Here is a 19,023-nt window from a genome sequence, read left to right as displayed (position 1 = left end):
ACTTATAATGCAGCATTTACAGGCAATGTAACTGTAAAAGTTGTACCTTGATGCAGGATACTTTCGGCATGAATTTGTCCGTAGTGATTGAGGACAATTGCCCCAGCGATCGCCAAACCTAAGCCGGAACTGCTAGTAGTTGTATGAGTGCGAGCCGGATCTACTCGATAAAAACGGTCAAATAAGCGGGGTAATGCGGATTCAGGAATACCAATACCCGTATCAATTATTTTAATTTGCAGGTAAGCAGCCAGAGGATTTAAGGGCGCGGCTTTAAGCGCCAAACGCGAGGAAAAATCGCTTGGCGTTGCAGTGCGTTGGAGCTTTACCTGCACTTTGCCACCGCGAGGCGTGTATTGCAGGGAATTTTCAATCAAGTTAGTAAATAATCGCGCTAGCTGATTCCAATCACCTTGGAGCGCAAACCAGCTATCTAACTGTTGCAGATCGGTTGTGGATGCTGGCGGATCGACCAATTCTAGAGCGATCGCAATATTTTTCTCTGTTGCTAGTAATTGTTGTTCCTCTACTACTTCCATCAATAGAGCATCCAAAGGACAAGTTTCAAATTGCGGTTTAACAATGCCGCTATCTTGACGAGCTAAAAATAGCAAATCGTCAACCAATCGTCCCAAACGTTTAGTCAAACGTTCCACCACTTTTAAGTGTTGGAGATATTGCAAAGAATGAGGCGAACTAACTAATTCTGGATCGGCAAGCGCAACTTGGACATTAGTTTGAATTAGCGCAATCGGACTTCGCAGTTCGTGGGAAGCATCAGCAGTAAATTGTTTGAGCCGTTGGTAAGAGAGCAAAACTGGTTCCATCGCTTTACCCGAAAGAAACCAGCCGCAAAGACCTACAGACAGTACCATCAACCCCGTACCCAAGCTGAGATCGAACATCAATTGTTGAATTGGTTTTGTTACCTCAAACCAAGGATGACTAACGCGCAAGTACCCTAATACCTGCCTACCAACCTCCACTCTTTCAGTCACCTGGCGCAGCAAAAGCGAAGGCTCAGAGGCACTAGAAAACACTGACCTAATATCTTCCTTCCCCTGCCTCCCCTGCTTCCCCTGCTCTCCAGCACTCCTAACGACCTGCACAGTCTCACCAGTGCGGTTGTAATGGATGGGGATATCTAAGGGTGCTGATAAAGTTGACCACAGCAATTGACCTGTAGGGCTAAACCACTCCAAATCGATGCGATCGTCTTCTACGGTTTCGGTATTATCTCGAAAACTAGCTTCTACATTGACTTGCAACTTACTACGATCGGCAACTGCTTGCTCGATGACAAGCGATCGCTCTACTACCTCGATCACATGATTGAGCGTATCATCGATCCGTTCGATCAAAGTGCTACGGACGTACACATACACACCAGTTGCAAATAAAAGGAGCAATACTGCTGTAACGACGGTGTACCAAATAGCTAGACGACGACGAGTAGCTTGAAACATTTAAAAACCAGTGATTTTGCTAGAAAATGTAACGTTTGTATCAATCAAGCGGATCGGGGTAATGCTCAAAAGCAAGACTAAGGTAAAATTAGATGTAAGATAGCCCACGATAAGAAATTTGTTATTTAAGTTTGGCTATAACTCAATTATGGTTGAAACACCTAAGCTATTTTCTGTATTAGGGCTGCCGATTCACTTGATAGATGACTATACGCTCTGGTTGAAATCGCGCCTGCAAGAAGGAATTGGCACTCATGTTGTCACTTTGAATGCGGAAATGTCAATTTTGGCTGAGACTCATCCGACATTAGCCAAAATTATCCATCAAGCAGATTTAGTCATTCCCGATGGTGCTGGAGTCGTGCTTTATTTGCAAATGCATGGCAAGAAAGTAAACCGTTGTCCTGGAATTGAACTTGCAGAATCATTGTTGCAAGAAGCACAAAACTTACGAGTATTTTTCTACGGGGGTGCGCCAGGAGTCGCCGCCACCGCCGCTCGAGCTTGGCAGGAAAAACTACCAAATTTAAACATAGTTGGCGTACAAAACGGGTTTACTCAACCAGCAGAAGCCGAACAGTTGCAACAAACTCTTAAAGAACTACAACCGCAGCTAATTTTTGTCGGCTTAGGAGTACCGCGTCAAGAATTGTGGATTGCTGAAAATCGAGCGCTTTGTCCTCAAGCGACTTGGATAGGAGTCGGCGGTAGTTTTGATATTTGGGCAGGGGTGAAAACAAGAGCGCCAGGTTGGCTGGCAAACAATCATTTAGAATGGCTCTACAGGTTGTATCAAGAGCCTTGGCGGTGGCGGAGAATGCTTGCTTTACCAGTATTTGCCCGTAAAGCTATAGTTTATCGTTTTACTCAAAATGGTTCAATGTCTCACCCGTTGCCTAAAGTTTAAGACAACGGTGACAATAGTTTAATTTTCCCCTACATCCTTACTCTCAAGCAAAAATTACGAATTAGACTCCATCCACACTCCAAGGCAAAAATTACGAATTACGAATTACGAATTACGAATTAAACCTCAATCAGCCCTTTAGGAATAGAATCTATCAAGCGGCGCGTATATTCATTTTGGGGATTGCGGTAGATGCTTTCTGCTGCACCTTGTTCGACAATTTTGCCTTGATTCATGACTAGAATGCGATCGCTCATAAACTTGACTACGTTCAAATCGTGAGAAATGAAGATGTAAGTTAGTTTATATTCTGCTTGCAATTCTTTTAAAAGATTCAGCACTTGCGCTTGTACTGAAACATCCAAAGACGAAACCGACTCATCACAAATAATAAATTTTGGTCTTAAAGCTAACGCTCTAGCAATACAAATTCTTTGCCTCTGTCCGCCAGAAAATTCATGAGGATAGCGGTTCGTTAAGCTAGGGTTAAGCCCTACTCTCTCTAACAATTCACCTGCTATAGTGCGGCGTTGGCGGTCTTTATTTTTGGTTGAGTGAATAACTAATGGCTCTATAATGGCATCGCCAATTTTCATGCGGGGGTCAAGAGAGCTAAATGGGTTTTGGAAAATAATCTGCATCTCTTGGCGCAATTTTTGTAAGGGAACGCCGCGCAGCACAGCTACATTTTGACCTTCAACCATCACACTGCCACTTATAGGAGTAATCAGTCGCAGCAAAGTCCGCCCTAATGTAGTTTTGCCACAGCCAGACTCACCTACTAATCCTAATGTTTCCCCAGGGTAAACTTGAAACGAAACGCCATTAACTGCCATGACATAACTTCTGGTTTGACCAAACGCTCCGCGATTGGGAAAGCCTACTTGCAGGTTACTGACATCTAGTAGGGGTTGTTGTCGGGTTAGTTGGTTTAAGCGTTGCTGTAAAGCTTCAGTAGAGACTTCTGGAGGCAATTTAGGATCTTCTGGGAGAATTTCTAATTTGCCATTTGTTGTTACCTTGACGCTCATATAGTCAGCAACAGTCAGCAAATATTGCGATCGCTTCTCCAATGTCGGACGACAAGCTAATAAGCCTTTGGTATAAGGATGTTGAGGTTGTTTGAATACATCATTAATTGCGCCGTACTCAACAATTTTACCTTGGTACATCACAGCTACCGATTCAGCCACTTCAGCAACTAATCCCAAGTCGTGAGTAATAAATATCATCGACATTTGGCGATTTTTGCTCAACTCTTTGAGCAACTCAATAATCGTTGCTTGCACCGTCACATCTAAAGCGGTAGTTGGTTCGTCAGCAATCAACAAAGTTGGGTTACAAGAAATTGCCATTGCGATCGTTACTCGCTGCAACTGTCCGCCAGAAAGTTCGTGAGGATAGCGATCGAGTATCGCTTGTTTTTGCTGGCTGATAAAGCTAGCTAACCTATGCGATTGAGAACCCCTGGGCGAAGCGAGAAACTGCTTTTGCAATTCTTCATCGCTAGGCAATAGTTTGACTTCTTGGAGCAAAGAAATTGCAATCCTTCGCGCTTCTTTTTGAGAAACTTTTTGGTGGCGCAGTATAGCTTCCTCAAGTTGAAACCCACAAGTGTAGACTGGGTTAAGCGCACTCATCGGCTCTTGAAACACCATCGCAATTTTGCCGCCTCGGTATTGCAGCATTTGTTTAGACGATAGCTGCAAAAGATCCACTTCCGGCTGCGTTTCGGCGCAACGAAACAAGACTTCGCCGCTAATTTTGGCTGAACTTGGCAACAAACCCATGAGCGCCAAAGATGTTACCGATTTACCCGATCCTGACTCCCCCACAATTCCTAGAGTTTTACCGCGCTCCAATTCAAAAGAGATATCGTCAACAGCAGTAATTATCTTTTCGTCTGTAAAAAATTCAACTTTTAAATTACGAACCTTTAAGACATCACTCATAGGAGGTATCGGGCGTACAAATGAAAATTAATTGGATTTTAACAGCCCGTCTGGTTGCTTGTTGTCAATTTGACTATATTCGAGCAGCCAGCTACTAGCTAGCTGGCTGCTATATTAAAACGGAATATCATCAACATCAGCATTATTTACTGAATAATCAGGCTGAGAAGTTGATTTTACTGGTTCTGAATAGCTAGGTGGGTTGTTGCTATATTTATCTTCATATTGCTCGGAATCGTAACTGTTATCAGCTTTGCTCGTTGAAGTGTAACTACCAGCAGTTGCAGGCGATCGCATTTCATAGCTTGGGCTGCCCAGTTCTGAGTCTGTAGTAGCTGTCGCTGAACCAATACTTACATCTGCCCCCAAAGGATAGATCCTTTGCACTGTAAGCTCGGCACGCTTTTCTTTGTAGCCTTCTAGTTGGACGGTATTCATGCTCAAGCGTCCTTCAATGATGACGCGATCGCCTTGATGATAAGTTTTTTGAATTTCCTGAGCCAAATTTCCCCAACCAACCACCTTGAGTCTAGACAAAGGTTCTTCCGTACGCGGCTGCGAAAACTCCACCAACATTTCGGCGATCGCCATTTGGTCGGCAGTATAACGCAGTTGGGGTTCTTGAACAATTTGAGCCATCAAAATGCAACTATTCATAATTTTTCCTAACTAAGCGAAGTATGGAAGATTTAACGCTGACCAGTGACCAGTTATATTTTGGTAACTGGTCACTGGTCACTGGTCACTGATTACATTATCCCAACACTGACTCTTGAGTGCTAAGAGGGGTATGCGCTTCTTGTTCTTGTTCGACGAAATCTTGAACGCGAGTGCGATATTCCCTTAAAGAGGTATCTACCCACTCTCTATCATTACTGTTAGCGTACAAATGTACCAGTGGTTCGCTAGCATCTGGCAAAACTAACACCCAATTATCGTTTTGACGATTGATAATCTTGACTCCATCTACCAACTCCAGTTCGTCCGCTGGGTGAGTCTCAACCAAATAGCGCATCAAAGCCCCCTTAACAGTCCAAGGGCAGCGCACTGTATAACTTTTGTGAAAAACACGGGGCAACTCAGTCCGCATCGTTGCTAAAGAGCGCTCCTGAATTGTCAGCATTTCTATTAGTTTAGCGATCGTGAACATGGCATCAAAGCCTGGGTGTAGCTGCGGGAAAATAAAGCCACTTTCACCGCTACCTCCCAGTACGACATTGCCGTCTCGCTGGCACTCTTCCATCAAAGCTGTGGGGTTAGCCTTGGTGCGAATAACTTTACCATCGTGGCGACGGGCAATTTGTTCTACCGCGCTAGAGGCATGAATAGGTACTACTACTGTACCTCTAGGATAAGCCGTTAAGATGGTATTGACCATCAACGCCGTCAGCATTTCCCCGCGAATCGGTATCCCCGATTCGTCAACTAAAATCAGTTGTTCGCCATTTGCCGATACCTGTACGCCAAAACTAGCTTTCAAGGCTTCAACAACATGACCTAGCTGGGTTAATAGCTGCTCTTTTTCAATTGATGATATGGCAGAGGGCTTCAAACTGGCATTTAGTACGACGGCATCGCAACCAAACTTGGCTAACATTTGCGGCAATACTGCTCCAGATACAGCATAAGTGTAGTCAATAATTACCTTTGAGTTGCTGTGACGAATTGCCTCTACATTTAAATTCTTCTCGAAAGCTGTGCAGTAATTGTCAATCATTTGAATTGGGTATGTGACATTCCCAATCTCATGAATCTGCACTCGGCGCAAGTCTTCTTTGAAATAAGCGCCCTCAATTTTCTTTTCCTTGGATTTGCTGATATTGATACCTTGCTGGTCGATAAATTCAATTAGGATATAGTCTGGGCGATCGGGATGCACCCGAACGTGAATACCGCCAGCTACATTCATTGCAGATACTACAGTTCGAGCCATTGGAATCGCTGTCGCATCCAAGTTTTGAATATTTACCCCAACAGACATCAATCCAGCTATCAGACTGCGCGTTACCATGCGCGAAATACTGCGCTGATCGCGCGATACTGTAACTTGAGAGCCAGGTTTTAATGTCGAACCATAAGCAGCACCCAACTTGACGGCAAACTCTGGCGTAATATCGATATTTGCTAATCCTTGTACTCCACGCTGACCGAATAAATTGCGCTGCGCGGTGTGACCCCAAATTAAATTAATATTCAAAGTCGCTCCTGATTCAATTTGTTTGCTTGGCCAAACGCGCACGCTAGGACTAATTTGGGCTTCTTCTCCTACTGTAGATAAAGAACCGACTACAGCGCCTTCTAGGACTTGGGCGCGACGGTCTACGCGCGTACCGCGAGAGATGGTGCAAGCTCTTAAATTTGCTTCCTCGCCGATAATCGCTCCATTCCAAATAATCGGACGCTTCAAATTAGCATCAGCGCCAATAGTAACGTTGTCGCCAATTACCGTCCCAGCATCAATTTGTACCCTCGGTCCAATGCGGCAATTATTACCAATTAGACAAGGTGTAGAAATTTTCGCGCTAGGATCGATATGAGTATTTTGCCCGATCCACAGATTAGGCGATTGTTCTGCATAAGCATAATCAAGTTTTACTTTGCGGTTTAAGCCGTCATACTGGCTTTCCCGATAAGCTTCCAAATGACCGACATCGCACCAATAACCTTGAGCAATATAGCCGTACATCGGCTCACCTTTGGCTAGTAGCAAAGGAAATAAGTCTTTAGAGAAGTCGCACTCTTGATTTTCTGGCAAGTAATCTAGCACCGACGGCTCTAATATGTACGTACCTGTATTCACTGTGTCGGAAAAAATCTCGCTGGTAGATGGTTTTTCTAAAAAGCGGGTAATGCGATAATCTTCATCAGTAATTACCACCCCAAACTCAATTGGGTTAGGGACGCGGGTTAAAACTAAGGTGGCTTTTGAGCCTTTGCGTTTGTGAAATTCGATCGCTGCTGTTAAGTCAAAGTCAGTGACGCTATCGCCGCTGATGACTAAAAATGTTTGGTCTAAAAAATCAGCAATATTTTTGACGCAGCCTGCAGTTCCTAAAGGCTGGTCTTCTTCTACTGCGTACGTCATTTGTACGCCGAAATCGCTGCCATCTTGGAAATAGTCCCGAAATACATCTGGTAAATAGTGCAGCGTGGCAATTACTTCAGTAATTTGATGTCTTTTAAGGAGATTTATAATATGTTCGGCGATGGGACGATTCAAAATCGGCACCATCGGTTTAGGAAAGTCACAAGTTAGCGGTCTTAACCGCGTTCCCGACCCTCCAGCCATTAATACTGCACGCATAACTTCTCCTTTAGGTGTTTTGCTCGCCATTGACACTCAAGCCAATGACAATCGCTACGATTAATCTTTATCTAGTTTCCTACTTTTACCTGCATCTAAGATACTTCCACAAGATACATCCGGCAAAGCAGGCTGCCAATCAATTACTAAACCTGCTTTACACTTATATTAGAAGGCTAGATATCCTAGCGCGATCGCAGATAAATTAGTAGCTAACAAATTATTAGGTAAAAGTATTTTTACCTAATAAGTGAATTTAATTTGTGTTTTTCTGTAGCTTTTGAGGTTGAGTAAAATGAGTAGTCTAATCGGTTTAATATTACTCGTAACTTATGGCGGTGGTGCGTGGAAGTTCTGGAGTGGCTTTAACCAAACTAATTTTAGCCGTAGTTTTGCCAACAAAGCGCGATTATCACTACTTTGGCCCTTCTTGCTAGCATCTAGTAAGTCTTACCGTCAGAATTTTAGAAAAGCTCTAAAAGGCTGATCAGTTGTCACCAGCAAATTGTCAACGTCTTTGGCTAATTGGCGGTACTCAAGAAAGCGCCGAATTAGCGCAAGCGATCGCCCGTGATGGAACTGTAGGTTGTATTATTTCTGTAACGACAGACTCAGCGCGATCGCTTTATCCCAACGCAGCTAATTTGCAAGTATGGGTAGGACGTTTAAATAACCAGCAGCTAGAAGAAGTTTGGCAACAACAGCAAGTTAGCGCTGTTTTGGACGCATCTCATCCCTATGCTGTAGAAATTTCTCGCAATGCGATTTCTATTTGCCAAAAACTGCAAATTCCTTATTTGCGTTACGAACGCCCTGCGCTCGACACCCAGCAAAACGAGCGAGTAATCGATGTAGATAGCTTTGCTACTTTACTGACTGGAGATTATTTAACTGGGGCGAGAGTGCTGTTAACTATAGGTTATAAACCTTTACCGCTATTTCAAGCATGGCAGACAAAAGCTACACTATTTGCGAGAATTTTACCTAGCCAAATTGCTTTGCAAACAGCCTTAGAAGCAGGATTTACAAGCGATCGCATTATATGTCTGCGTCCGCCAATTTCCGCTGATTTAGAGCGAGGACTTTGGCAGCAATGGCGCATTAATTTAATTGTCTCTAAAGCCTCTGGTAGTCCTGGGGGAGAAGACATCAAGCGCAGTGTTGCCTCACAGTTAGATATTCCGTTAGTTTTAATAAATAGACCAATTGTTGCTTATCCTCAGCAAACAAGCGATTTAGCAGTTGCTTTAGATTTTGCGATCGCTTTAGCTAGACATAGCGCTCCTCATAGAAGCGATCGTTCTCAGATAGGTTAGATTGAAAAGCATGAAATCCAACGTTAGTTGCATTTTATTAGGTCATATTGCTACTTAATCCGAGCTACTATCTAAATTTATCGTTTAAAATCAATTATAGCGATTTTCAAATCAAACGAGAGCATGCAACTTATCAAAATAACAGAAAAAATTAAGCATGAAATACAGAGTTTAAACCAAACAGAAAAAACTTATCTTATAAAAAGTTTTATTTTTCTGATTAATAATATCGAGCCTATATTAGGTTTATCGGAGCCACTGCTATTAATAATAGATAATCAAGTGTTAAACGACCTGAACCATATTAATACAAACCAATTTGATTGCAAAAATAGGCTCAGATACGTTAGGCTGATTTCTGTATTTATGCTTTTTAATTATCTAGTAAAGTATGCTGGAAAACATATAAAAATTATTTTAACACCTGCTATCTTTTTGGAATTTAATCAAAGGAGTATTCCCAAAACAAGTGATGAGTTCAATATTGTATTAAATAAATATCTTTCTTTAGTGGAAAAATTTGAATGTGAGACTCTATCTCTAAGTATAAATAACTTTAAAGATGCAAGACAAAAGCTTAAAACTATCCAATATGATGAGCAAAAAATACTGAATATCATCAATAAGCTCAAGTTTAAAAGAATGACTTTTGAGCTTTTTGATAAAATGGATTGGCGTGATGAAAATAATAAAAAGGTAAAATGCGAACTTTTTAAACCTCCCTTTCTCCTTGCTTATCAAGTAGCTTCAAAACAAAAAATAAGACTGAAGTATTTTGATAGAAGTGTTGTAAATCATGTTATTGCGTCTCATTTGGAGCCGAAAGTATATTCAGATAGCGCCTTAACTAATTTGGTACAGCAAAAACTTAAAGGATTTCGATCTGAGTCAATCAGCAGAACTGCTTCAGTCTCGAAGATTGTGAAAGGGCAGCTTAAAGGATTAGCAGATATTGAAATACTACAATTATGTAATATTGAGAGCCAGTTTAAATATAATTTGGACTATACTTTTTTTGCTGTGACGTTTGATAAGAAATTATCAGAACTTCTGCATGAAAGGACTAGACTTAGCATACATAGTGAAGCACTATCTATTCAGGATAATAGAGAAACTCGTAAAGCCAAGATTGATGTTGCTCAAGAAAAACAGTTAAAAGCACTCAATGAACTTGCTCTGTTTTACCAACATCTTGAAACCGTAGTTTGTTGATGCGATCGCCAATCTTATAGGGTGCGTTGTAAAGCAACGCACCCTACAATCACAAAGGCGGTGCTGGCAAAGGTTTTGCTGGTGCTGACATTGGATCTATGCCAGTAGTTCCGATTTGATATTGAGTCATCATGTCATGGTCTTCATGAACTAGGTTGTGGCAATGAATTATATATTTACCTTGGCGCTCTTCATCAAACTTAGCAAGCACCCTAATGTTATTATTTTCACCCAGATAGACTGTATCCTTCCAACCCCTCTCGTAGGGAAAAGGTGGTTTACCATCGCGAGAGAGAATCTGAAAGTCAACTAGGTGAACGTGGACGGGATGGAACCACTCGCGACTATTGTTCTGAAAATTCCAAATTTCAGTACCTCCCGCACCAGGATCGGCATCTATGCGGTTTTTATCCCAAGTATTGCCATTAATTACCCACATTTCACTGCGATGGTCGAAAGTCCATCTCCTCTCAATTACTCTTGACGGTTGTTTGTTCAGCTTGAGGTCTCGTAGGGTAGTAGGTACAGTGCTATCATCAGCCTCTCTGCTTACGACATCAAATCGCATAATTTGCCCTGTTAGATCGTAGTCTGTATTATTGGGAAGACCGAGATTTTGCAAAACTATTTGCGTGCCAATAGGATACGCAGAGAAGTCAATGACAAACTCATAACGTTCTGCCATCCCGATTATCAGTTCTTTAGTTGGCTCTGGCTTTGCCAGCAATCCGCCATCTGATGCGATCGCAATTAAGTCTGCTTTATTACTCAATGCTAATTTATAAGCGCGTGAATTGGAGCCATTGACAACTCGGAAGCGGTACTTACGCGCACTTACTGCCATTCTGGGGAACGGCGCACCATTTACCAAAATTACATCTCCCATTAGACCATGATGATTGTCATCGTTAAAGACCAACGAGCCATTGCTAGCAAATAGTTTGTCTTGAATTATCAAGGGTACATCGTACTTGCCTTGCGGTAACTTCAAAGCGGCTTCTGCTGGATCTTGAACTACGTACATTCCTGCCAATCCCATATAAACGTTACGGGCAGTTGTATGAACGGCGTGGTCGTGATACCACAGCATTGCTGCGCGATTATTTGGATAGTGGTAATCCTTGTAATAGCCTGGAAGAATTAAATCTTCTGGGTAGCCATCGTATTGCGGTTGTGATGCCATGCCATGTAAATGAATTGATGTCGATACATCGATATGATTGATAAAACGAACAACAGATTTGCGTCCTAGAGTCTGTACGATTGTAGGACCAGGAACCATACCTTGATAAGCCCAAACTTCTGTTGTTAGTCCAGGCAAAATATTCACCCGACTTTTTTGCATTTTAATCTCGTAGTAATCGGTATTTGCATCGCTGCGGACAGGTTTGAGAATTGGCGGGATCGGTAAGTTAACTTGAAATGGCGTAGGTTGAGGGCTACCAGCATTTAGGCTGTATCCTCGGCGCTGGAGTGCAATAGGTAGTAGCAGCGCACCACCAGCAAACGCACCAATTTTTAATGCCTCTCTTCTTGTAATACTCATTACGTTCTTCTCCTCATAAAGTTAAGGCTGTAACATAATGTTTTTAGATAAATAAGGTCAAACTAACTAGCCTTAAGTAACTTAAAAACACGATAATTAGGTATGGAGATGCAGCCCTTTATGAGTTATGCAAGCAGCAGTTACTAGACGCAAATTTGCACGATTAATTTGCTAACAAACACCGCAATTATTTGAATTAATTCGCATTCTTTAATCAAATTTAAAAGCTTTCAGGCATGAAAATTTTTCTCAATATAAACTGATAGTGATAGCTAGAACTAGCCCAGCTTATAAATAGATAGTTCTTTGAATAATTGAGTTTAGCGATTTATCGTGTAGTAATGGGTTTAATTGTCTGCTTATTTAACTAAAATAATTCTTCAACTTAAATAGTAAGTATTCCGCAAAATAAAATATTTATATTTGTTAATTATTTATGGTCAAATTCTAAGCTGTTTGACACAAAGTCGATAAAATGAATAAATCGCGATCTTGACTGGATAAAAAACCTATAATTAGCAGATTTAGCTTAAATTTGGATTAATTGTGTTAGAGATCGCCATATTCCGTCTCTAGGCGCTCGTAGTATCAGACGCGAACTTGACTTTGAGTTTTTTTCTGTTGAGACATTGCTTTTATAGTAAAAAAACATTGTTGCTCTTACACAAGTTGTATGCAAATTCGCCAACTCCATTCTTGGCAACTTACTACTGCTGAAGCGATCGCCATTCAAGAACAATTAAAAGCTGAGGTGGCTACTGAAGACACATTAGGCACAGTCAATTACATAGCTGGTGTAGATATGGGCTTTGAAGCAGCAGGAACAATCAGCCGCGCTGCTGTAGCTGTACTCAGTTTTCCTGACTTGCAACTAATAGAAAGTGCGATCGCTCTTCGTCGTACTACTTTTCCTTACATTCCTGGGTTTCTCTCTTTTCGAGAAATTCCGGCTGTGATTGATGCTTTAGAAACAATTAGCACTGTACCTGACCTAATTATCTGCGACGGTCAAGGTATCGCTCATCCCCGACGGTTTGGAATTGCTTGTCATTTAGGCGTACTTACAGATATACCGACAATTGGCGCAGCTAAATCGCTACTAATCGGCAAACATGAGGAATTAGCAGCAGCGCGTGGTAGTTGGCAGCCCTTAAAGCACCGCCAAGAGATAATTGGTGCAGTATTGCGATCGCGCACCGCCACTAAGCCATTGTATGTTTCTGTCGGTCATCGCGTGAGTTTGCCTACAGCAATTGATTACGTGCTGCGCTGTACGCCTAAATATCGTTTGCCAGAAACTACTCGCATCGCTGATAAGTTGGCATCAAATAGATAACAAAAAAGGGCAGACTCATAAAGTTGCCCTAGAAAGCTTAAATTAAATTTTAGAGTTTAGTAACGGCGAGAATATCCACCGCCATTGCCTTCGCGTCTACCGCCGCCGCCGCCACCTCTGTCCTCGCGGGGTTTGGCTTTGTTTACTCTTAACGCGCGACCCATCCATTCAGCACTGTCAAGTGCTTCAATGGCTGCTGACTCTTCTGCCTCTGTTTCCATTTCTACAAAAGCAAAACCTCTTACCCGACCTGTTTCTCGGTCTGTTGGTAGTTGGACGTTTTTAACAGTTCCGTACTCTGAAAAAACCTCTTTCAGGTCTTGCTGACCGACCTGGTAGGAGAGATTACCGACATAAATTGACATAAAACGTCTCTAGAATCGTGGGTTGATGAGAGTAAGATTCGGAGAGAGTCTTATACTACAGGTAAAAATCAACTGCATAACCGAATTTAATCCTTAAAAATAAACTAACACAAATCGGCTATCTTGCGAAAGTTATGAGTATTGAATTAGTCCACAGCTAAATCTAGATAATTAAAATGCTCGCCACCGCGCCTTCTTGACTAGAAGGTTTTCTTGGCGCTAGTCAACTCTACTGCCACACGCTCTAGAAATGTTGCTTTTAAGTCATGTCAGCAAAAGTTAACTTTTAGGTCGTACTGCGCGGATTTGCAGGTGGCTTTAGCCCTGGAAATTAAAAAAATTAGCACTCTATGCTAGAGAGTGCTAAATTGGCTATTGGAAGCGCGTGGAAACAAATATCATGGCAAAAATCATTGCATTTGATGAAGAATCCCGGCGGGCGCTAGAGCGGGGCGTAAATGCCTTAGCTGATGCAGTCCGCATTACCTTGGGACCAAAAGGGCGGAATGTACTATTGGAAAAGAAATTTGGTACGCCCCAAATTGTGAATGACGGAATTACTGTAGCCAAAGACATCGAATTAGAAGATCCTTTAGAAAATACAGGGGCAAGGCTAATTCAAGAAGTCGCATCCAAAACAAAAGATGTCGCAGGCGACGGTACGACAACAGCAACAGTTTTAGCCCAAGCCATGATAAAAGAAGGCTTGAAAAACGTCGCTGCGGGTGCAAACCCAGTTAGCTTGCGCCGAGGCATGGAAAAAACCATCGACAGATTGGTAGAAGCGATCGCCCAAGTAGCCAAGCCAGTAGAAGGCAGCGCGATCGCTCAAGTAGCCACTGTTTCGGCTGGTAACGATGAAGAAGTAGGCAGAATGATTGCCGAAGCGATGGATAAAGTTACTACAGATGGCGTAATTACCGTTGAAGAATCTAAATCTTTGACAACAGATTTAGATGTAGTAGAAGGAATGCAGCTAGATCGCGGTTATATTTCGCCCTACTTCATCACCGACAACGAGCGGATGGTAGTAGAGTACGAAAACGTCCGCATTCTGATTACTGACAAGAAAATCAGCAGCATTCAAGACTTAGTTCCCGTCCTAGAAAAAGTCGCTCGTTCCGGTCAACCTTTACTAATTATTGCTGAAGATGTAGATGGAGAAGCTTTAGCAACTTTGGTCGTCAACAAAGCGCGAGGCGTATTGAGTGCTTGCGCGATCAAAGCGCCAGGATTTGGCGATCGCCGCAAAGCCATGTTACAAGATATCGCCGTCCTTACAGGCGGACAAATGATATCTGAAGAGGTCGGCTTAACCTTGGATGCCGTCTCTTTGGAAATGATGGGAGTTGCCCGCAAAATCACAATTGACAAAGAAGCAACCACAATTGTAGCTACTGGCGACTATACGTCCGAAGTGCAAAAGCGGATCGGGCAAATTCGCAGGCAGCTAGAGGAAACCGATTCTGACTACGACAAAGAAAAACTCCAAGAACGCATTGCCAAACTAGCTGGTGGTGTAGCAGTCATTAAAGTAGGTGCAGCAACCGAAACCGAACTCAAAGATCGCAAGTTGCGGATCGAAGACGCGCTCAATGCTACCAAAGCGGCTGTAGAAGAAGGCATTGTTCCTGGCGGCGGCACGCTGTTGATTCACCTCAGCAAGCAAGTTGCCGAGATTAAAAATAGTCTGGGAGAAGAGGAAAAAATTGGTGCTGATATTGTTGGGCGGAGTTTAGAAGCACCACTACGTCAGATGGCAGACAACGCAGGTGTTGAAGGCTCAGTAATCGTGGAAAAAGTACGGGAAACTGACTTCAACATCGGCTACAACGCTGCTACTGGAGAATTTGAAGACTTAATTGCCGCAGGTATCATCGATCCAGCTAAAGTCGTGCGATCGGCTTTGCAAAATGCTGGGTCAATTGCTGGTATGGTTTTAACTACCGAAGCCTTGGTAGTAGAAAAGCCAGAAAAGAAAGCCGCTGCGCCTGATATGGGCGGTATGGGCGGTATGGGCGGTATGGGCGGCATGGGCGGCATGGGCGGCATGGGTGGCATGGGCATGATGTAGTATTGCTCTGTAGCCCTAGCAAGACTAGGGAGATAGGTAAGTAAAGCCTATCTTCCCTGCTGCCCTAGCTACCAAACAAGCAGTTTGTCAAGTGCGACAGACTGCTTTTTTATTTGTTCCCCGCTCTATCTTTGGTATAAAAAGTTTATTTGTACGCTCTATCTTTGGTATAAAAATACATAAAGGTGGAGTTAAATTCATAGAATTTTAACAATTGCCTTTAAAAATCAAGCAGGTGTAATTCCAGCAAAAGCTAACAAGCACAAGCTGAACAAATAAGCGATCGCCCCTTAGCAAAAGGCTGTGACGCTTTTAATAGCAGTCAAATTTGATTCAAACAACTACTTAAATCCATCACTAGCGCTGTATGCAAAAGAAAATTTGGCAATTAACAAACTTGTGTTTGATAACCTCTGGTGCAATTATTGGATTAGAAACATTGCAAAGCGCGAGCGCAAATGCTGCAACTCTTTGGAGTACCTTATCTCCAAATTCAGCCCAAGCTTTTAGCTCTCAGTCTAATGCTGCTATTGGTTCGGAAACGGCTGATGACTTTTTCTTTCTCAATTCCCTAGCGCCCCAATTTGAGGTAGAAGGCATTAAAGTTAACGGCTTATTGTCCGATCCAGATGCCGAAATTACCAACGTTCGTGTTGAGCTTTACAGATCCTTTCCTGTAGATTCAGATGCGACCAGAACTACTGATATTGTCCGCCTCAACGGTCCTGCTGACGATGCTTTTGCAGCATTTGATAGTGGTGAAGGTTCGCTATCGTACAGCGTCACAGATAAAGGCTCGTTTACAGTAGATAGTACAATTACTCCTGGTTCTCTAACCAATTTGGGTGCAGTAGGATCGGGACTAACAGGCAACTTACGCCAAATTGATATTACGCTGACAGACTCAATTTTACTGGACGCTGCTGCAACGCCTCTCGATCAGGCAAATCATTACTTTTTAGCTACTACAGTAGAAACTTCCCAAGGCGACTACTACTGGCTAGCTGGCGACCAACCCCCCACAACTGTAGGCGATCGCCAAGCTTGGTTGCGAACAGAGCCGTTTGTCCCAGACTGGATTAGAGTATCAGATATCATCAACGATGAACCTGGCACGCTTGCCCCAGCTTTCAACGCTAGTTTTGAAGTTTCCGGCAAACCCGTACCCGAACCATCTACAGCCGTAGGAACATTGGCACTAGGCGGCATTGCTTTGGGCTTAAGCAAGTTACGCAAGCGCCGCGCTATATAATTTGTAGTTACTAATTCGTAGTCTCAACCAAGCGATAACTCTAACTATCCACTAACAAGCGTAGTTAAGTGTACTTATATGCTTCTATAATTACGAGTTACGAATTACGAATTAGTAATTATTTGCTCATGCGTGCTACCACTGTTTTAGTAATTGAAGACGATATCCGCCTGCGAGAAACAGTGCAGCTTTACATCGAACATGAAGGGCTGCGCTGTTTGAGTGCAGGTAGTGGTAGAGATGGAATCAGTCAAATTCAACGCTTTCGCCCGAACTTGGTAGTGTTAGATATTATGATGCCTGACTTAGATGGGTTTCAAATTTGCCAACAAGTGCGGGCAGCTGGCTGTTTTATTCCGATTTTGATGCTGACAGCGCGGGCAGATGAACGCGATCGCCTTTACGGTTTGTCTGTTGGTGCTGACGATTACTTAACCAAACCTTTTAGCGCTAAAGAATTAGTTGCGCGGGTAAAATCCTTATTGCGTCGCGCCTATCAAGTCGGCTACCGAGATGTCAGTCATACTAGCGGCATTATTGTCGACGGCTTTACCCGTCAGGCTTATCGCGGCGGACAGTTGCTAGATTTGCGTGGGAAGGAATTTGACTTATTGGCGCAGTTAGTCGAATCGCCTGGTAGAGCTTATTCCCGTGAAGAATTATTGGATCGAGTTTGGGGCTATGATTTTGATGGTGACTGTCGGATTGTCGATGTTTATATTCGCAAGCTTAGAGAAAAAATTGAATTGCACCCAGCTAACCCAGAATACATTCAAACAGTTTGGGGAGTAGGGTATCGGTTCACGGCGGGGGCAAAATGAGGCTGTGGCATAGCGTTTCCTTCCGCTTGACATTGACTTTGCTCGGCATAACTTTGGGGAGTTTAACTGGCTTATCGTTAGTTGTAGACAGCACCCTACAACAGTTTTTTATCCGCGAAGCGCAAGCAAATTTACAAAATCAAGCAACCATCTTAGTCAATCAAGCTAGCAACCAATTTGATAACACAACTTTAGAGCGATCGGTCAACCTCATTGCTCAACTCGAACAAGTGCAAGTAGTTATCTACAATTCCCAAGGCTCGATTCGCTCTCAAAACCAACAGATTTCTGCTGGTGGCACGGTGGAGATTCCCCCTAACTTAATCGAGCGAACTTTAGCAGGAATTCCCCAGCACGGACAGTTTTGGGTAGCAACTCATCCCCAATATCCTTGGTGGCTTTACAGCACGATGCCCATTCGCTCGGTAAATGCGCGAATTTTGGGTGCAGTCTATGTTGCTATGCCCCTACGCCGCCCGAAGCAGTTTGCCCTGCAAGTTAAGGGCATAGTTATGGGAGTGGCGATCGTTGCTGGTATAATTGCTATTCTTGCCGGATTGCTGCTGTCTGATACGTTGACTAGCCCCTTACGCAAATTGCAACGTCAAGCGCAAATGTTAGAAGCAGGAGATTATACAGCCCGTTCTACATTGCAAGGCAAAGACGAATTAGCATTACTAGGGCGCTTGCTCGATCGCATGGCAGCAAAACTCACAGAAACTCTAGCAGCGTTGCAAGCACAAGAAACAGCAAGGAGAGAATTAGTCGCTAATATTTCCCACGATTTGCGAACACCTCTAGCAACTTTGCGCGTAGGCTTAGAAGCCGTACTAGATGGAGTAGTTACGGGCAACAAAGCCCAACAATACATTAAAAGAGCTTGCTACGAAACCGATCGCCTCACTCATTTAGTCGAGCAACTGTTATTGCTTGCTCAAGTAGATGCCGGACAATTGCAGCTAAATCCCCAATCTGTATCTATAGTAGCGATCGCCCAAGAATGTCTGTTTCGCATGGAACCAGCCGCAGCCAATACAGGCATTAAATTAGAACTATCTACCAGTGGCAGTTCGCCGCAAGTTTGGGTAGATCCAGAGTTAACCGGACAAGTAGTTTTGAATTTGCTAGATAATGCCATTAAGTATGCACCGCAAAGCGAAGTCATTTATGTCTTAATTTTACCTTTGGTAGAAGGAGAAGACCGTAATTACGTACCTTTACAAGTTAGCGATCGCGGTGGGGGGATGGAAATAGAAGAAGCAACGCAAGCCAGCCAGCGTTTCTGGCGAGGAACTAGCAAAAAAAGCCAAGGCGGTATGGGCTTGGGGCTGGCGATCGCCGATCGCATTTGTAAGTTACAAGGCGGCTATTTGGAAATCAACAGCCAGCGCAATCGAGGTACGGCTGTAACTCTATTTCTACCTACCTCTGCAGGAATGTTGCCTAGTAGTTAAAGTCTCAACTAAGTTAAA

15 protein-coding genes are annotated in these 19,023 nt (G+C 43.1%); 9 read left to right on the top strand and 6 right to left on the bottom strand.

The features are described 5' to 3' along the window. Window positions 1-2: 2 nt before the first annotated feature. Complete coding sequence (locus tag UH38_RS17990; RefSeq protein ID WP_045056064.1) at window positions 3-1,466, bottom strand: sensor histidine kinase; 1,464 nt, start codon at window positions 1,464-1,466, stop codon at window positions 3-5. A 148-nt stretch (window positions 1,467-1,614) separates the two neighbouring features. Here UH38_RS17990 and UH38_RS17985 point away from each other — a divergent pair, with 148 nt between their 5' ends. Then, window positions 1,615-2,373 (top strand): WecB/TagA/CpsF family glycosyltransferase, encoded by a 759-nt coding sequence (locus UH38_RS17985; RefSeq protein ID WP_045056063.1) that lies wholly within the window; start codon window positions 1,615-1,617, stop codon window positions 2,371-2,373. A gap of 119 nt (window positions 2,374-2,492) precedes the next feature. Here UH38_RS17985 and UH38_RS17980 read toward each other — a convergent pair whose 3' ends face one another. The 3 genes from UH38_RS17980 to UH38_RS17970 form a co-directional block, all read right to left on the bottom strand. Further along, complete coding sequence (locus tag UH38_RS17980) at window positions 2,493-4,325, bottom strand: ABC transporter ATP-binding protein (RefSeq protein ID WP_045056062.1); 1,833 nt, start codon at window positions 4,323-4,325, stop codon at window positions 2,493-2,495. Window positions 4,326-4,439: 114 nt separating this feature from the next. Continuing rightward, window positions 4,440-4,982 carry a single-stranded DNA-binding protein gene (locus UH38_RS17975; RefSeq protein ID WP_045056061.1) on the bottom strand — a complete coding sequence of 181 codons (543 nt, stop codon included), beginning with the start codon at window positions 4,980-4,982 and terminating at the stop codon, window positions 4,440-4,442. 97 nt (window positions 4,983-5,079) lie between these two features. Continuing rightward, window positions 5,080-7,629 (bottom strand): mannose-1-phosphate guanyltransferase, encoded by a 2,550-nt coding sequence (locus tag UH38_RS17970; protein ID WP_045056082.1) that lies wholly within the window; start codon window positions 7,627-7,629, stop codon window positions 5,080-5,082. A gap of 295 nt (window positions 7,630-7,924) precedes the next feature. Here UH38_RS17970 and UH38_RS25525 point away from each other — a divergent pair, with 295 nt between their 5' ends. The 3 genes from UH38_RS25525 to UH38_RS17960 all read left to right on the top strand — a co-directional run bounded on the left by UH38_RS25525 (window position 7,925) and on the right by UH38_RS17960 (window position 10,157). After that, window positions 7,925-8,116, top strand: coding sequence for a hypothetical protein (locus tag UH38_RS25525; protein WP_072044944.1), 192 nt, complete (start codon window positions 7,925-7,927; stop codon window positions 8,114-8,116). Between the two features lie 4 nt (window positions 8,117-8,120). Next, the gene (locus UH38_RS17965) at window positions 8,121-8,945 is read left to right on the top strand and encodes a cobalt-precorrin-6A reductase (RefSeq protein ID WP_045056060.1); all 825 of its coding nucleotides are present in this window, start codon (window positions 8,121-8,123) and stop codon (window positions 8,943-8,945) included. A gap of 123 nt (window positions 8,946-9,068) precedes the next feature. Beyond that, on the top strand, window positions 9,069-10,157 hold the full coding sequence (locus UH38_RS17960) for a hypothetical protein (RefSeq protein ID WP_045056059.1): 1,089 nt from the start codon (window positions 9,069-9,071) through the stop codon (window positions 10,155-10,157). A gap of 49 nt (window positions 10,158-10,206) precedes the next feature. On the opposite strand, the gene UH38_RS17955 is transcribed toward UH38_RS17960, so the two are convergent. After that, window positions 10,207-11,703 (bottom strand): multicopper oxidase family protein, encoded by a 1,497-nt coding sequence (locus UH38_RS17955; protein ID WP_045056058.1) that lies wholly within the window; start codon window positions 11,701-11,703, stop codon window positions 10,207-10,209. Window positions 11,704-12,376: 673 nt separating this feature from the next. On the opposite strand from UH38_RS17955, the gene nfi reads away from it, so the two are divergent. Beyond that, entirely contained in the window at window positions 12,377-13,039 is a 663-nt protein-coding gene (gene nfi / locus UH38_RS17950) for a deoxyribonuclease V (protein WP_045056057.1), read from the top strand. Window positions 13,040-13,095: 56 nt separating this feature from the next. Here the strand turns inward: nfi and UH38_RS17945 are convergent, their stop codons facing one another. Continuing rightward, window positions 13,096-13,404, bottom strand: coding sequence for an RNA recognition motif domain-containing protein (locus UH38_RS17945; RefSeq protein ID WP_045056056.1), 309 nt, complete (start codon window positions 13,402-13,404; stop codon window positions 13,096-13,098). A 400-nt stretch (window positions 13,405-13,804) separates the two neighbouring features. Here UH38_RS17945 and groL point away from each other — a divergent pair, with 400 nt between their 5' ends. The 4 genes from groL (at window position 13,805) to UH38_RS17925 (ending at window position 19,005) form a co-directional block, all read left to right on the top strand. Beyond that, a complete protein-coding gene (groL, locus tag UH38_RS17940; protein WP_045056055.1) occupies window positions 13,805-15,478 on the top strand; it encodes a chaperonin GroEL in 1,674 nt (557 codons plus the stop codon). 367 nt (window positions 15,479-15,845) lie between these two features. Beyond that, window positions 15,846-16,730 carry a PEP-CTERM sorting domain-containing protein gene (locus UH38_RS17935; protein ID WP_045056054.1) on the top strand — a complete coding sequence of 295 codons (885 nt, stop codon included), beginning with the start codon at window positions 15,846-15,848 and terminating at the stop codon, window positions 16,728-16,730. A gap of 128 nt (window positions 16,731-16,858) precedes the next feature. Beyond that, window positions 16,859-17,551: a response regulator transcription factor gene (locus UH38_RS17930; protein WP_045056053.1), complete on the top strand. Its 693-nt coding sequence runs from the start codon at window positions 16,859-16,861 to the stop codon at window positions 17,549-17,551. After that, window positions 17,548-19,005 (top strand): sensor histidine kinase, encoded by a 1,458-nt coding sequence (locus UH38_RS17925; RefSeq protein ID WP_045056052.1) that lies wholly within the window; start codon window positions 17,548-17,550, stop codon window positions 19,003-19,005. Before UH38_RS17930 ends, UH38_RS17925 begins: the two co-directional genes overlap by 4 nt. Window positions 19,006-19,023: the final 18 nt, after the last annotated feature.

The organism is Aliterella atlantica CENA595 (assembly GCF_000952155.1).
In the GTDB taxonomy this organism is placed as follows: domain Bacteria; phylum Cyanobacteriota; class Cyanobacteriia; order Cyanobacteriales; family Chroococcidiopsidaceae; genus Aliterella; species Aliterella atlantica.
This window is presented reverse-complemented; position numbering and strand designations above follow the sequence as displayed.

Bases quoted from the DNA above. Each gene is read 5' to 3' on its own strand.
- UH38_RS25525 (WP_072044944.1), top strand. From the start codon at position 7,925: ATGAGTAGTCTAATCGGTTTAATATTACTCGTAACTTATGGCGGTGGT.
- UH38_RS17935 (WP_045056054.1), top strand. From the start codon at position 15,846: ATGCAAAAGAAAATTTGGCAATTAACAAACTTGTGTTTGATAACCTCT.
- UH38_RS17990 (WP_045056064.1), bottom strand. From the start codon at position 1,466: ATGTTTCAAGCTACTCGTCGTCGTCTAGCTATTTGGTACACCGTCGTT.
- UH38_RS17945 (WP_045056056.1), bottom strand. From the start codon at position 13,404: ATGTCAATTTATGTCGGTAATCTCTCCTACCAGGTCGGTCAGCAAGAC.
- UH38_RS17955 (WP_045056058.1), bottom strand. From the start codon at position 11,703: ATGAGTATTACAAGAAGAGAGGCATTAAAAATTGGTGCGTTTGCTGGT.
- UH38_RS17930 (WP_045056053.1), top strand. From the start codon at position 16,859: ATGCGTGCTACCACTGTTTTAGTAATTGAAGACGATATCCGCCTGCGA.
- UH38_RS17985 (WP_045056063.1), top strand. From the start codon at position 1,615: ATGGTTGAAACACCTAAGCTATTTTCTGTATTAGGGCTGCCGATTCAC.
- UH38_RS17975 (WP_045056061.1), bottom strand. From the start codon at position 4,982: ATGAATAGTTGCATTTTGATGGCTCAAATTGTTCAAGAACCCCAACTG.
- groL (WP_045056055.1), top strand. From the start codon at position 13,805: ATGGCAAAAATCATTGCATTTGATGAAGAATCCCGGCGGGCGCTAGAG.
- UH38_RS17925 (WP_045056052.1), top strand. From the start codon at position 17,548: ATGAGGCTGTGGCATAGCGTTTCCTTCCGCTTGACATTGACTTTGCTC.
- UH38_RS17960 (WP_045056059.1), top strand. From the start codon at position 9,069: ATGCAACTTATCAAAATAACAGAAAAAATTAAGCATGAAATACAGAGT.
- nfi (WP_045056057.1), top strand. From the start codon at position 12,377: ATGCAAATTCGCCAACTCCATTCTTGGCAACTTACTACTGCTGAAGCG.
- UH38_RS17970 (WP_045056082.1), bottom strand. From the start codon at position 7,629: ATGCGTGCAGTATTAATGGCTGGAGGGTCGGGAACGCGGTTAAGACCG.
- UH38_RS17980 (WP_045056062.1), bottom strand. From the start codon at position 4,325: ATGAGTGATGTCTTAAAGGTTCGTAATTTAAAAGTTGAATTTTTTACA.